The sequence below is a fragment of the Flavobacterium sp. WC2430 genome (genome assembly GCF_040822075.1).
Classification (GTDB): domain Bacteria; phylum Bacteroidota; class Bacteroidia; order Flavobacteriales; family Flavobacteriaceae; genus Flavobacterium.
In genome coordinates this window covers 2,274,994-2,289,952 of the sequence record NZ_CP162007.1, presented here as the reverse complement: position 1 = coordinate 2,289,952, position 14,959 = coordinate 2,274,994, and the positions used below count along the sequence as shown (strand labels likewise).

Below are 14,959 nucleotides of genomic sequence, written 5' to 3'. Positions count from 1 at the left end.
AGACAAAATTTTCACAAATAGAAAATCTATGAAATGATTTTAATCTGTGGCTAAAAAAAATAGAATTCATAAAATTAAACCTTAAAAGATTGAAGTCTAAAATGCTTCAATCTTTTTTTGTTTCAAAACAAAATTTATTAATGTTATAATTAAACCCCGCTTTTTGCAATAAATTCAAGTTTCAGAAGCATCTGATTCTCTAAATTGATAAAACTTAGAAAAAACAAATTTAAAATTACGTATTATTACGTATTAATACTTACTTTTGTTATAAAGATCTCAGAATCGTATATTCTATTTCTTCGACAGTTTTACTATTTAATACAGAAGATTACAAATGCAAAATCCAGAAATTAAAACAACTTGTTCGTATTGTGGTGTAGGCTGTGGGATTATTGTAACCAATGATTCTAAAAATGGCGTAACCGTTCGTGGAGATGAAAATCATCCTGTAAATAGAGGAATGCTTTGTTCTAAGGGGATGAACTTGCATTATGTAGCCAATGATACTTCGGATAGAATCCTGTACCCAGAAATGCGATGGAGTAAATCCCATCCCATGGAAAGAGTGAGTTGGGATGCGGCGATGGATCGTGCGGCAGCGGTTTTTTCTTCCATAATAAAAAAACACGGTCCAGATAGTGTTGGTTTTTACATCTCTGGGCAATGCCTTACTGAAGAATATTACTTAGTAAATAAACTGGTAAAAGGATTTCTAAAAACCAATAATATAGATACCAACTCCCGCTTGTGCATGAGCTCAGCAGTTGTGGGATACAAAAAAACATTTGGAGAAGACTCCGTTCCTATCGCCTATGACGATATTGAACTGGCGGATACTTTTTTAATCACAGGTGCTAATCCAGCTTGGTGTCACCCTATCCTTTTTAGAAGACTTGAACAACATAAAGAGAAAAATCCTAAGGTAAAAATAATTGTTATAGACCCAAGAAGAACAGATACTGCAGCAACTGCCGATCTACATCTTCAAATTATTCCAGGATCTGATATTGTTTTATACCATGCCTTAGCCAAATGCATTATAGAAAGAGGCTATACGGATGCTGATTTTATAAAAAATAATACCGAAAATTACCTAGCATACAGAGCGCTTGTTTTATCTACCTCATTAGAAAAAGCATCTAAACTTTGTGGAGTTTCTGTTAGTGATATTAAACTAGCAGCTGATTTAATAGGTAAAGCAGAAGGATTTCTTTCGCTTTGGGCCATGGGATTGAATCAAAGCGCGATTGGAGTCGATAAAAACACTGCCTTATTGAATATTTCACTGTTAACCGGTCATGTAGGAAAACCTGGGTCTGGTCCCTTTTCATTAACGGGCCAGCCCAATGCTATGGGAGGTCGTGAAGTAGGTGGAATGGCTAATTTATTAGCAGTTCATAAAGATTTAGCAAATCCTGTGCACCGACAAGAAGTAGCTGATTTTTGGGGAGTAGACTCCATATCCGAAAAACCAGGATTTACGGCAACCGAAATGTTTGAAGCGCTTGAATCTGGAAAAATGAAAGCCATCTGGGTAATTTGCACCAATCCTTTGGTGAGTTTACCTGATTCTCGAAGAGTAGAGAAAGCTTTGGCGAAAGCCAAATTTGTAGTCGTTCAAGAAATATCACACAATGCAGATACGGCTAAACATGCCGACTTACTTTTACCAGCAGCAGCTTGGCTAGAAAAAGAAGGCACTATGACCAACTCGGAGCGACGAATTTCTTACTTACCAAAAGGAATAAATGCACCTGGTGAAGCTTTATCAGATATTGACATCCTACTTCGTTTTGCTAAAAAAATGAATTTCAATGGCTTCAATTTCAATAATACCGAAGAAGTATACAAGGAATATTGTCAAATGACAAAAAACACTAATATTGATATTTCTTATTTAAATTACAACCGATTAAAAAACGAAGGTACTTTTCAATGGCCTGTTCCTGATTACGGACATCCTGGAACCCCTCGCCTATTTACTGATAAAAAATTCTTTACGCCTTCGCAAAAAGCAATTTTCAATCTCCCAACAGCTATTGAAAATACGTCAGAGCAACCCAATGACCAGTTCCCCTTTATACTTACAACAGGACGTATAAGAGATCAATGGCATACAATGACCAAGACAGGAAAAGTGTCGCGCTTAATGACGCATATTCCGAGTCCTTTTCTAGAAATAAATCCTATTGATGCTTTTAAAGCGTCCATTAAAAATGGAGATATCGTTATGGTTACCAGTAAAAATGGTGCTGTACGCGTAAAAGCAAAAGTGACGGACAGCATTAAAGAAACCGTGGTGTTTTTACCAATGCATTGGGGAAAACAATTAGAAAACGATTTGAATCGTACCAATAATTTAACGAATACTCTTGTTGATCCCATTTCTAAAGAGCCTGATTTTAAATATACCACGGTATCCGTAGCTAAATACATTAAACCGTTCCAAAAAATTGCTATTATTGGCGCTGGAGCAGCTGCCTTTCGATTCATACAGAATTATAGAGAAATCAACACTACTGATGAAATAATAATATTCTCTAATGAAATTAACCCGTTTTACAACCGTGTTTTATTACCTGAATATGTCACTGCTGAGTTGTCTTGGGATAAATTATTAAAAATAAAAGATGACGCTTTAGGCAAATTGAATATCACGATGAAGTCTGGCGTTGGGATAGATGCTATTAATACTTCTGATAAAACAGTGGTGGATAGCCAAGGCATCACACATACTTTTGACAATTTAATACTAGCCACAGGAAGTCGCCCTTTTATTCCAGAAAACGCACAATTGCATTTACCTGGCCGCTTTACCATAAGAAAAAAAGAAGATGCAGACCGACTGAAAAACTATCTAGACAATACTAAATTAGCTCCCGAAGAGCAACACGTAGTGATTGTAGGAGGTGGTTTATTAGGTTTAGAATTAGCCGCTGCACTGAAACATAAAAAAGTCAAGATTACTATTATCCAAAGAGCATCCCGTTTAATGGAACGCCAACTGGATCGTATTTCCAGTAAATTATTAGCCGAAGAAGTGCAAATTAGAGACATACAAATCTATTTTGATAATGAAGTGAGTACCGTATTTGAAACTGATAATGAAAATGAAATTGAAATCGCTTTAAAAAGTGGACGAATTCTTACCGCAAATGCTATCGTATATACTATTGGAACTATCCCAAATATTGAAATAGCCAAAGAATCTGGGATTAATTGCGGACGCGGTGTAAAAGTAAATCAGTACTTACAATCGTCTAATCCTGATATCTATGCCATTGGTGAAATAGCCGAATTCAACAATCGTTTGTTCGGAATTACCTCAGCGGCAGAAGAACAAGCTGATATTTTAGCCAATTATTTAGCTGGAGATATTAGCAGTTTTTATAAAGGTTCTGTTTTAATGAATATCTTAAAACTAGAAGACATCAATCTTTGTAGTATTGGTGAAATCGAAATCCCCGAAAATGATGATTCCTATGAAGAAATTGTTTTTGCCGACTTGAAACAACGCTACTATAAAAAATGCATCGTTAAAAATGATTTATTAGTAGGCGCTATTTTGATGGGCGATAAAAATGAATTTGCCGAGTTCAAAAGCATGATTGAAAGCAAAATCGAATTATCCGACAAGAGAAACTCCTTATTGCGAGGAAGCTCAAATGCAAAGCCTGTTTTAGGAAAACTCGTTTGTTCTTGCAGTCAAGTAGGAAGTGGCAATATTGAAGAAGCCATAAAAAGTGGAACTACTAATTTTACAGAATTATGTAGAAGTACAGGAGCTGGTTTAGGCTGCGGAAGTTGTAAAACAGAAGTAAAGGAAATATTATCAAAAATAAAATAGTTTTTTGTTTCAATTATATAGACATAAACTTGAAACGGTAAACTTGAAACTATAAAATTATGGAACTAACGAGATTAATAGTAAAAGGAGGCGTTATTTCACCTGGTGAATTACGAAACATTGTAAATATGGGCTTGGAACAAGGGCTCAAAGATTTTTCTTTTGGATCCAGACAAGATATTATTTTTCCAAAAGGATTTAATAATTTATATACGGATACAAAAGAAGGACATCAAGTTATTTTTCCAGATCAAAAAAGCGGGAATAACATTGTTTCTTCTTATGTCTCTACCGATATTTTTAGAAATACAAATTGGCTTACAGGAAACAAATTCCTTTATATATTAGAACAATTCAAAGAACATCCTGTATTAAAAGTGAACATTACCGACCCTAAACAGCAGTTGGTTCCTTTGTTTACAGGACATATTAACTTTATAGCTTCAGAGCATGAAGATTACTGGTTTCTATACATTCGCTTGCCCAATTGGGAGCGCATGGAAGTGTATCCAGTATTAATTTACAGTTGGGATATTTCTAAATTTTATTATGAAATAGAACGCATTGTAAGCGAAGAATCTTGCGGAATTGACATGATTTTTAGTTTGGTGAGTGAAGCTTTGGATACCAATAATAGAACCATTGACAAACCTTTAAACATACCTTTTTATCCGTTTCCTTACTATGAAGGAATGAATCGATTGGGTATAGATCAATATTGGTTGGGTTTGTATTGGAGAAACAACTTATATGATTTAGAGTTCTTAAAAGAAATGTGTGATTTGTGTTTTGACTGTAAAATAGGAAAAATATGTATTACACCTTGGAAATCATTTGTGGTAAAAGGAATCCCAAAAGACCGCAAATTAGACTGGGAAAAATTCTTAGGAAAGAAAGGAATCAATGTCCGTCATTCGTTATTAGAACTCAACTGGCATTTACCAGTGGCCAGAGAATGGGCGTTGAATCTAAAAACGTTCTTAGTTCGTACTTTGGATCAATTTGATATTAGTACCTACGGACTTACTTTTGGAATTTCTGAATACAATAGAGAAGGTCATTACTTCACTTCTATTGTCGTAGAAAAAAATGAGATGCCTAAAGATCTAGCTTCCATAAAAATTAGAGATACGTATAATGTGCTTTACGCCAAAAATTTTGATCCTAATAGTCGCACGTATATTGTTCATGCACAAGATGTAGACAAACTGGAATTGCCTACGATTTTGATAGAATTAAGTAGGAAATATTTTGAAGAGTTAGGCAACTCTGTGTCTGAAATTGATACGGCAACAGCAGTCAAAAAAGAAAAAAAAGAACTCGATGTACATCAATGTAAAGAATGCTTAACGGTTTATAATTCAGAATACGGAGATATAGAACAAGGCATTGAAAAAGGAACTTTATTTAAGGATTTACCTGTGAATTATTGTTGTTCTTTATGTGAAGCACCAAAATCCAATTTTATCACGTTAAATCTTGAAAAACTGGATGCGATTTAATTCAATTTAAATAACATTCTTGATTAAATTTTGCAATAAAAACCATTAAGAAAGTAAGACTCATTAAGACTCAATACTAAAGATTCTTAATCTCTTAATGGTTTAAAAAACTTGAAATTTAATTGCCTGCTTTCCCTTCAAAAAAATTATCTATTTTTGGCCGTTCAAAATCTCTTTTTATTATAAATCATTACAATATGAATACTACTTTCAAAACGGTAAGCTCGTCGCACATCACTATATCCGAGTTAATGTTGCCTTCCCACACCAACTTTAGCGGAAAAATTCATGGTGGTTATATTTTGTCACTTATGGACCAGATTGCCTTTGCATGTGGGTCTAAATTTTGCGGGAATTATTGTGTAACGGCCTCTGTGGATACAGTGAATTTCTTGAAACCTATTGAAGTGGGCGAATTAGTTACTATGAAAGCCAGTGTGAACTATGTGGGAAACAGTTCTATGATTGTGGGCATCCGAGTAGAATCGGAAAATATTCAAACAGGAACTGTCAATCATTGTAATTCCTCTTATTTCACGATGGTTTCTAAAGACAGTGCTGGTAAAAATGCCGCTGTTCCAGGACTTATACTGACTACTTTAAAAGAAGTAAGTCGGTTTCAAAATGCGTTAAAGCAAATTTCTTTGAGAAAAGAAAGAGAAGAACATCAAAGTATTGCCTCATTTGGATCTATAGAATCTATTGTAAGTTCTAATAAGTATAAAGTACAAGTCGAATTCAATTAGTCCATTTTTGTGAAATATTATACACCCTTTAGAAATTACCGTTTATTAAGTTGTTATCCTTAATCTCCTAAATACCTTAATGGTTAAATTTATTTACAACCAACCTCTAAATAATAAAGCTAAAAAACCATTTAGAGATTAAGGCTCATTAAGTGTCTATCCTTAATTTTCTTAATCTCTAAATGGTTAAAAAAAAAGTATTTTACAGTAGTAAAACTTTTTCTATCACTTAAAAAATTACTTATTTCAACTTCGTAGTATCCACTCTCGTTGGCGTGTCTTTTCCGCTGATAATAGATGACGAACTAATTGCGATCGCTTTAATAATTTCGGTCATGTTGTCCATGTCTAATGTTCCTATTTCATCACTCGCTTTATGATAATTAGGTTCGTTATCCATTTTTGATGTCGAAATTGTATGCGCCGGAACTCCTTGTCTTGCTAGAGTAGCATTGTCAGATCTATAGAATAATTGTTGTTCTGGGTAGGGATCTGGATGGAATTTAAATTGCGATCCTTCTAAGTTTTTCTGCAAAATTTCACCCATATTCGTTTTATCAAATCCAGTGATGTAAGCCGAGTTTTCCCCCCATTTAGAATCGGTACCAATCATTTCAATATTGAACATGGCCATTACTTGCTCTGGATTCATTTGTTCCGAAAAATATTTAGCTCCATAACCTCCCAATTCTTCTGCTACAAAAGTCGAAAAAATGATAGAACGATCATTATTATTTATTTTCTTGAAATATTCAGCAAGCACAATCACCGCAGTTGTTCCTGCCGCATCATCATTGGCTCCATTGTAGATAGAATCTGTGGCATCATGTGGCACTCCTTCTTCTGGCGAGCCCACACCTAGATGATCGTAATGACCTGAAAATATTACATATTCATTTGGTTTCGTTTTTCCTTTCAACATCCCCACTACATTGTTCAGTTTTTTAGTAGTAATAGTATTGGTTGCTTCAATTTTGAAACGTGTAGCAGTTGTAGGTCCAAAAACAAATACAACCGTATTCTTCCCTGGTTTAGCAGCCATTTGACCAATATGTTGCATATTTTGAAGTTTGGCTTTAAACGACGCATCAACTAAAACCAATAAATTTTTATCGCTTCGGTAATACTCATAAAACTTAGGTCCAAAATTATCTCCAGAACCAATGCTTACCACAGTAACAGGACTCGCCTCTGTCAAGGAAACCTGAGGTTGGTACGAAAATGAAATCATCGACCCCGCATCAATCGCTTTGCCGTCAATCGTTACTTCTAGACTCGTTCTTTTGGCCTCCGTCGTCGCAAATTCTTGACGGTAATCTTTGGAGTTATTAAAGGTTTGTAGCCCTATTTTCTTGAATTGAGACTCAATATAGGCCGATGCCTTATCGATTCCTGGTGTAAAAGCCCTACGCCCTTGCATATCATCTGCCGAAAGTACTTTTTCAATCTCGGTCACTTTATCCGTGCAAATGATTTTATCGATGGATTGCGCTTGCACCATCAAACCAGCACAAAGTACCAGTCCGCTTAAAACAATTCTTTTCATATCTATACTTTTAAATAATAATCGATTCCACAATAAGAGTGCGATTATTATAATCTGTTACAGTAAAAATAGAAAAAATAAGGCTAGTAACGAATAAAGAATTCAATAAGTAGTTCCTTTCTTTTTTGGAGCCAAAGCTTTTCTAGGTTTCAAGAACCTTCCCTCCTGCTGTTCGCTGTATCTCTTCGCTACGCTACGAGGATGCCGCTACCATTAGGGCTAGGAAACACGAGTAATTTTCATAATAACTAAATCTCAATTCTGTCATTGCCAGGAACGAAGCAATTATACTAGAATACTTCCTCACAAAAAAAGATATTACCATAGTGTTCACGATCGAGACGTTCAAACTCTTAGGAAATATGACTTACAGTAACTTCAGGTTAAGTTAGTAGTTCACTTTAGCACATAAAAAAACCACGCAAACTAACACGTGGTTTTTTAATAAAAAATTTAAGGCAAAAAGGGATATCTTATAGCGCTATCACACCCAAATTAGTGTTTACACCTGCTGTTACCACCACATTTGTTTGGGTTACAGGCAGTAATGGCAATAAAGGCGTTATAGTAAAAGTGTAGATTCCAGGTAAAAGCCCTGATATTTGAAACTCACCTAACGCATTCACACTACTCGAGTATTCAACAGCATCAACAGAGGTAGCTGTTACCACGGCCAAAGTACCAATGGGAGTAATACTTCCTTTGATATTTCCAGTAATAGCGGTAACTATAGTTCTCACCACTGGTTTTAGTTTGTAAGTTCCATTTCCAGTTTTTACAATTGAAGCATTGGCATCAAAATCAAGTAGGATCTCATTTTGAATATCCGCAAGCAAGGTTTGGTGCACTTGTAATTTCAAGCCTGATTGTTCAGCACTTGGCGTGTCTAAAGGATAAGTAACACCTCCCACAACCACTGTGTTGTTAGACCCAAGAATCAACCTAATTTGTGATACGTTAGCATCACTCAATTCACTAGTAGCTATTAGTGTACTCAAACCATTAGAAAACTCTAAAAGGTTGTAAATACCAGCTGTAGTGTTTAATAGTACCGTTTGCCCATTGTTTCCTGTAACTTCCACCGCTTTTAAATCAATGTTTACCTTTTCATAAGGTCCAGGAGCATCTGTCATACGAACATTGTAGGCATAAGTGCCAGAAGTAGAATCGCTGCTGCAAGAGTTCACTGTAATTCCAAATACAATAAACGTAGCAATTAAAAGTATCTTTTTCATAATCAAATTGTTAAGCTGTAATTTAATTTTTACAACATTACAAAGTTGATTACTAATGATTTAAAAACTATTATAAAATAATAACTAAAGGTTGTATAATTTCCATCTAATTAATTCATAGTGATTCTTTTTACGACTTGTTATCGTTAAATATTAGACATCGCTATTTTCCAAATCTTCAATAATTATAAAAACCTCTTTAATGTAAGCTGTATTTCTTTCTCTAGAAACATCAAAAAACCAACCTTTTTTTGGTCTTTTTCCAACCTTGTCAATAAGAAATCTAATTTTAATGTCATTTTGATAATCCAGTAGGTTGTTTAAAAACTGATGCATTGATATTTGCCCACTAAAATATTTTCTAGCGAGGTCCGCGGCATATAGCCTGTTCTTTCTTTCTAAGGTATTTATCATAAAAAGTCGTTTAAGTATTATTTACCAATCATCCTACATTATTTTAATCTAACGAAAATATTCCCATTTTAATCAACTAAAATTCTGAATAAACTATTTACTAATCAACTCTTTTTCAAAGATAAATACTTGATAAATAAAAACTTTACGGGAAACCACATTCGCTTGAAATAAACCACAAATTCCCTAGCCCCGGTAGCAGTGAAAACCCCATGCAGGTGGAAAACCAGTTTTACTGGTGGTGGCAGAGCGACCGCAGGAAGCTCCTGCCAGCGTCTAGTAAACCGGTTTGAGACCAAATGGGTTGCAACGAATGACGGGAACAGCTCTAAATAATAATAATAATTTTATCCTCCTATGCTAATCATGGAACGGTTGTCTTGGTGCAGGGTGGGATCGTTTATTTCGTCTATGGAGGTCATGCCGGCTCTTACTTTCATTTTGGTTTGAATGGCGGTGGCAATGACGGTTTCGAGGGCTTGGCCTGAGCGGTAAGCGGTAAGTAAATCGGTCTCGTGGTTAGAGAACAAGCAGTTTTTTATTTTGCCGTTGGCAGTCAATCGAATGCGGTTGCAACCATCACAAAAAGGATTGGTGATGGAACTGATGATCCCAAAACTGCCCGCGTAATTCTTGATTTTGAAATCTCGGGAAGTGAAGTTTTTATCGTCTTGTAATTTCTCAATATTGGTTTTGGCAAAAGCGGTATGCACCACATCCAGAATTTCTTGCTGTGACACCATTTTGCTCCTATCCCACTCATTACCGGCAAAAGGCATGAATTCTATAAAGCGAATCGATAGCGATAAATGCTGAGTGAGGTTTATAAAATCGATGATTTCGTTGTCATTGAATCCTTTTATCAAGACGACATTGACCTTGACTTGAAAGCCGTTGTGGAGCAAAAGATGCAAATTGTCGATCACGCCTTGAAACTGATTGCGCAGGGTAATGGCATTGAACTTGGTCGCTACAAGTGTATCGAGACTCAAATTGATTTTGGTGACTTTATTAGCCTTTAAAACTTCTAGGTGTCTATCGACCAAAATACCATTTGTGGTAATCGAAATCTCGGTGCCTAATGTGGCGAGTTGGGTGATTATTTCGGGAAAGTCTTTTCGTAATAGTGGCTCACCACCTGTTAATCGTATTTTATTAACCCCATGATGGACGAATGTTTTGGCGATGGCATAAATCTCTTGTGCGGTCATTATATCCGCTTTTGGAGACAAGGCAATTCCATCCGCAGGCATGCAATAGGTACAACGCAGGTTGCATTTTTCGATCAACGAAATACGCAAATAGTTGTGGGTGCGCCCAAAATCATCCGTTAAGGGGTTTTTATTTGGCGTCATGATTGTTGCCTTTTAATACGTGAAAAACGTGCAGTGCATGCGGGAAAACAGCATCCATGGATTCTCTAGCACCATTAGTAGATCCTGGTAAAGCCAGCACCAAAGTATTGCCTATCGTGCCCACCATGGAGCGCGAAAGCATAGCATACGGCATGCGCTGTTGCCCATAGGATCGAATGGCTTCCTCGATACCTGGAATGCGAGATTCTAGCAAGGGCTCCAATGCCTCGGGCGTGACATCGCGTGGCGAAAGTCCGGTTCCGCCTGTGAAAATAATCAATTGGTGTTTGTCCTGCGCAAATCGTGTGGTGCGCTCTTGGATGTAATCGACCTCATCCGGAATGATTTCGTAATGAGTCGTTTCTATACCATACGAATCTAACTTTTCGACAATAATTTTACCAGAACGATCTTCTTTTTGGCCTGCAAAAATAGAATCGGAACAAACGAAAACCGCCGCTTTGACCGAATTTGGTAACTTATTTTTGAAAGACGATTTTCCGCCTTTTTTCTCTACTAGTTTGATGGTCGAAATCTCGATGTTTTTATCAATAGGTTTCAGCATATCATACATGGTCAACGCCACAATAGACGCGCCGTGCATGGCCTCAACCTCAACACCAGTTTTGTAAACGGTTTTTACTTTGAAAATAATGGCAATCGTTAGTCCGCTAATTTCATATTCTACCGAAGTAAATTCAATAGGAAGCGGATGGCAATCTGGTATGGATAAATGGGTGTTTTTTACCGCGAACAATCCCGCCGTTTTGGCCATTTCGAGCACATTGCCTTTGGGAACGGCGTTATTTACAATGGCATCAATGGTGTCTTGATGACTCACCAATACCGTTGCCGTAGCAGTTGCCGAACGTAATGTGCTTATTTTATGCGTAATGTCTACCACTGTTTTTTGTTTAAAGTTTAAAGTTTCAGGTTTATTCGTTTTTCGTTTTTCGAACATCGGTCAACGAATTTCGAACATCGGTCAACGACTACTTCGTATTTGTTTTCCAAGTGAATGCTTCGTTTTCAAATATTTCTTTGCCAAAGATGGGTACATCCTCTTTTATCCAATTGACAATCGATTCGGTGGCTTCGTATACCTGTTTTCTGCGTGTGGCCGAAACGAATACAAACAAACAAACTTCGCCTGCTTGCACGACGCCCAAACTATGGTAAATATGCATGCAAATTAAATCGTATTTTTCGAATGCTTTTTCGCGGATGGCGTCTAGCTTTTCATTGGCCATTTCTTCATAAGCGGTGTACTCGATTGCTTTTACCGCTGTATCGCCATGCACATCTGCACGTACTTGTCCCAGAAAAATATTGTGTGCACCAATCGTGTGCTTGCTTTGATGCTTGGCTATGGATTGCCCTATAAATTCAGCCGAAATAGGGCCTTCTATAAATACGGTTTTCTTTCCCATGGTCTATTTTTTTAAGAAACAAAAAGCGTTTCGTTAGGTTCAAATTTGGTCATTGCATTCATTCCGCCTATTACACTAAAGGCCGAAAGGAACTGATTTTTTCTTAGCAGCGTTACTGCCGTTTTAGATCGAATTCCTGATTGACAAAAAACAATTATTTTACTTTGGGGATTCAATTGATGTAATTCCTCCTCCAGTTCACTTAACGGAATTTGGATACAATTGGATTGTGCTAATTTTGGAGATTCTTCTAGATTACGAACATCTAGAAAAACAACTTCGGGCTGATTGATTTGCTTCATTGCTACCGAAACAGGGATTTCAAAATTTCGAGTAGTTGCTACATTGTATTTATGATCGAAAGTCGTTTTGTCAATCTTTATAGTTTGTTTTTTTGAAAATTCAAATTTTTGTTGATCGCTATTAAGCATGTTGTAAACCAGTAATTTACCCGTTAACACCTCTCCTATTCCTAAAACCATTTTTAAAACCTCGTTGGCTTGAAACATCCCTATGATTCCAACGGATATTCCCATCACTCCGGCTTCATTACAGTTCCTCACCGCGGCATTTTCCTCTGGAAATACACAACGATACGTGGGTCCATCTTGATAATTAAAAACGGAAACCTGCCCTTCAAATTTATAAACAGAACCATAAACAAATGGTTTATTGGTAACGCAACAAGCATCATTGATTAAATATTTGGTACTTAAATTATCCGTTCCGTCCACAATAATATCGTAGTATTCAAATAAAGAAAGTGCGTTTTTACCATTTACTCTTTCTACAATCGCATTTATTTTTAAGGTTGGATTCAGCTCTAAAGCCCTATTTTTAGCTTCCTCCACTTTGCTATTTCCTACCGAAGCGGTTTTATAAATCACTTGGCGTTGCAAGTTGCTTACTTCAATTACATCTTCATCAATCAAACCAATTTCGCCAATTCCTGCTGCGGCCAAATACGGTAAAACTGCCGCGCCTAAACCACCAAGTCCAATGATTAAAACTTTGGCTTGCTGTAATTTTTCCTGTCCGCTTTCGCCTACTTCAGGAAGAATGAGTTGTCGGTTGTATCGTGTTGTTTCCATATAATTCAGTTTAATCAACCTCCCGCAAAAGGAGGCAATAAAGCAACAATATCATTGCTTTCTAAAAGGTAAGACTTGGTGTCTTGAATTATTTTTTGGTTCACTGCAATGCTATAAGAAAGCGTGCTCAATTCGTGTTTTTGATCTAATGTGTTAATTACATCCTGCAACGATTGATTCGAAAAAGGAAATGCTTCTCCTTCGGTTTTTGCTTTCTCGGCAATGGCACCAAAATATTTTATCGTAATCATGCTATTTCATTTAAATTTTGCAAAATGAACTCGTCCTCCATCTCTTCTTCTTTAACAAAGGAAGTCAATTTTGACGTATGTCCCACCACTTCTCCAATGATAATTATCGCTGGCGAAGCCAATTCCTGTTCTTTAACTAATTCCAAAATAGAGCTTATTTTTCCGCTAACTTTTTTTTGTGAAGCGGTAGTTCCGTTTTGAATAATAGCAATAGGCAAATCATCTGTTCGGTTATTTTGGTATAAAGTTACAATTTCATTTAGTTTATGCATCCCCATCAAGATAACAACTGTAGCAGACGATTGAGAAGCCAAGCTCACATCCTTAGACAACTTATGATCGGATGTTGTTCCTGTAATTACCCAAAAACTTTCGGATACTTTGCGTTGCGTTAAACTAATTCCATTAGAAGCAGGCACACCTAATGCGGATGAAATTCCAGGTACAATAGCCGTTTCTAAACCAAATTGCTGTGCGTATTCTATTTCTTCACTTCCTCTTCCAAAAACGAATGGATCGCCCCCTTTCAAGCGCACTACATGTCCGTATTTTTTAGCCATGACAACAATCAGTTCATTGATTTGATCTTGGCTGTACGCATGACATCCAAAACGCTTGCCTACAAAAATAGCTTCAGCTTGCGGAGCATAACTTAATAATTCTTCGTTCACCAGCGCATCATACAAAACTACATCGGCAGTTTCTAATGCTTTTACAGCTTTAATTGTAATCAAATCTACATCTCCAGGCCCAGCCCCTACGATGGTTAACTTTGGTGTATGTACTTTTTTCATTTTGCTCTAGGATAAATTGGTATTCAGTTCATTTAATTCGGCAATCGTATTTATATTTCGAAATTGATTGCTTTTATCATCGCCCACTTTAATAATTTGAGCGTCTACATTGTGTATCATTTCCATCATTCTTAAATTAGAATTGACAATAGCGTCTTTTAAAATTGGTAGTACTTTTTTACAATAAATCCCTATCAAAGGATGAATGCGCTCCCTGTCGGCAAATACTGTAACTGTTGCATTCTCTTGGTGTTTTTCCAGCAACTCTAGTAACAACTCAGTTGAAATTAAAGGAACATCACAGCTAACTATCAAATTTAATTCGGAACTAGAATGTGTCAAAGCCGAATAAATTCCGCCAATAGGACCTTTGTCCAATTCAATATCTTTTATTTTTTTATACTCCAAATAATCATAATCAGTAGTATTGGTAATCAATTGTATCTCGGTTGCAAAAGGTAAAACCGCTTTTATAATGTGCTCAATAAAAGGAATCCCTTGATAAAGTGCCAATCCTTTTTCGGACTGCATTCGGCTACTTTTGCCACCACAAAGAATTGATACTGCTATTGTTTTCATTTTTTAAATATTCACTTTAACTTTTTTTATTTCTATTCTTATTCTTTATTCTCTTTAACTATTTTTTATTTCTATTCTTATTCTTTATTCCATAGTTTATAGATATTCAAATCTTCTATTCTCTTGTCTCTTTCATCTTGCCTCTTTCCTCTTTCATCTTGCCTCT

The 14,959-nt window shown here is 36.2% G+C and carries 13 protein-coding genes; 3 read left to right on the top strand and 10 right to left on the bottom strand.

Features of this window, described 5'->3' with window-relative positions:
- Window positions 1–337: 337 nt before the first annotated feature.
- From AB3G36_RS10035 to AB3G36_RS10025, 3 genes are all read left to right on the top strand, one after another.
- Complete coding sequence (locus AB3G36_RS10035; protein WP_367752310.1) at window positions 338–3,850, top strand: molybdopterin-dependent oxidoreductase; 3,513 nt, start codon at window positions 338–340, stop codon at window positions 3,848–3,850.
- Between the two features lie 59 nt (window positions 3,851–3,909).
- A complete protein-coding gene (locus tag AB3G36_RS10030) occupies window positions 3,910–5,352 on the top strand; it encodes a rubredoxin (RefSeq protein WP_367752308.1) in 1,443 nt (480 codons plus the stop codon).
- Between the two features lie 197 nt (window positions 5,353–5,549).
- Window positions 5,550–6,098, top strand: coding sequence for an acyl-CoA thioesterase (locus tag AB3G36_RS10025; RefSeq protein WP_367752306.1), 549 nt, complete (start codon window positions 5,550–5,552; stop codon window positions 6,096–6,098).
- 241 nt (window positions 6,099–6,339) lie between these two features.
- Here the strand turns inward: AB3G36_RS10025 and AB3G36_RS10020 are convergent, their stop codons facing one another.
- The 10 genes from AB3G36_RS10020 to AB3G36_RS09975 all read right to left on the bottom strand — a co-directional run bounded on the left by AB3G36_RS10020 (window position 6,340) and on the right by AB3G36_RS09975 (window position 14,793).
- A complete protein-coding gene (locus AB3G36_RS10020) occupies window positions 6,340–7,644 on the bottom strand; it encodes a M28 family peptidase (protein WP_367752305.1) in 1,305 nt (434 codons plus the stop codon).
- A gap of 473 nt (window positions 7,645–8,117) precedes the next feature.
- Window positions 8,118–8,879: a DUF4382 domain-containing protein gene (locus AB3G36_RS10015; RefSeq protein ID WP_367752303.1), complete on the bottom strand. Its 762-nt coding sequence runs from the start codon at window positions 8,877–8,879 to the stop codon at window positions 8,118–8,120.
- 153 nt (window positions 8,880–9,032) lie between these two features.
- Window positions 9,033–9,293, bottom strand: a complete 261-nt coding sequence (locus AB3G36_RS10010; protein ID WP_367752301.1) for a hypothetical protein — start codon at window positions 9,291–9,293, stop codon at window positions 9,033–9,035.
- Between the two features lie 347 nt (window positions 9,294–9,640).
- Window positions 9,641–10,648, bottom strand: coding sequence for a GTP 3',8-cyclase MoaA (gene moaA / locus AB3G36_RS10005; RefSeq protein ID WP_367752299.1), 1,008 nt, complete (start codon window positions 10,646–10,648; stop codon window positions 9,641–9,643).
- A complete protein-coding gene (moaCB, locus tag AB3G36_RS10000; RefSeq protein WP_367757923.1) occupies window positions 10,635–11,552 on the bottom strand; it encodes a bifunctional molybdenum cofactor biosynthesis protein MoaC/MoaB in 918 nt (305 codons plus the stop codon). Before moaCB ends, moaA begins: the two co-directional genes overlap by 14 nt.
- A gap of 88 nt (window positions 11,553–11,640) precedes the next feature.
- Window positions 11,641–12,078 (bottom strand): molybdenum cofactor biosynthesis protein MoaE, encoded by a 438-nt coding sequence (locus tag AB3G36_RS09995; protein ID WP_367752298.1) that lies wholly within the window; start codon window positions 12,076–12,078, stop codon window positions 11,641–11,643.
- Window positions 12,079–12,089: 11 nt separating this feature from the next.
- Window positions 12,090–13,169 (bottom strand): molybdopterin-synthase adenylyltransferase MoeB, encoded by a 1,080-nt coding sequence (moeB, locus tag AB3G36_RS09990; RefSeq protein ID WP_367752296.1) that lies wholly within the window; start codon window positions 13,167–13,169, stop codon window positions 12,090–12,092.
- A 14-nt stretch (window positions 13,170–13,183) separates the two neighbouring features.
- Window positions 13,184–13,420: a MoaD/ThiS family protein gene (locus AB3G36_RS09985; protein ID WP_367752294.1), complete on the bottom strand. Its 237-nt coding sequence runs from the start codon at window positions 13,418–13,420 to the stop codon at window positions 13,184–13,186.
- Entirely contained in the window at window positions 13,417–14,214 is a 798-nt protein-coding gene (cobA, locus tag AB3G36_RS09980; protein ID WP_367752292.1) for a uroporphyrinogen-III C-methyltransferase, read from the bottom strand. Before cobA ends, AB3G36_RS09985 begins: the two co-directional genes overlap by 4 nt.
- A gap of 6 nt (window positions 14,215–14,220) precedes the next feature.
- Complete coding sequence (locus AB3G36_RS09975) at window positions 14,221–14,793, bottom strand: molybdenum cofactor guanylyltransferase (protein WP_367752290.1); 573 nt, start codon at window positions 14,791–14,793, stop codon at window positions 14,221–14,223.
- Window positions 14,794–14,959: the final 166 nt, after the last annotated feature.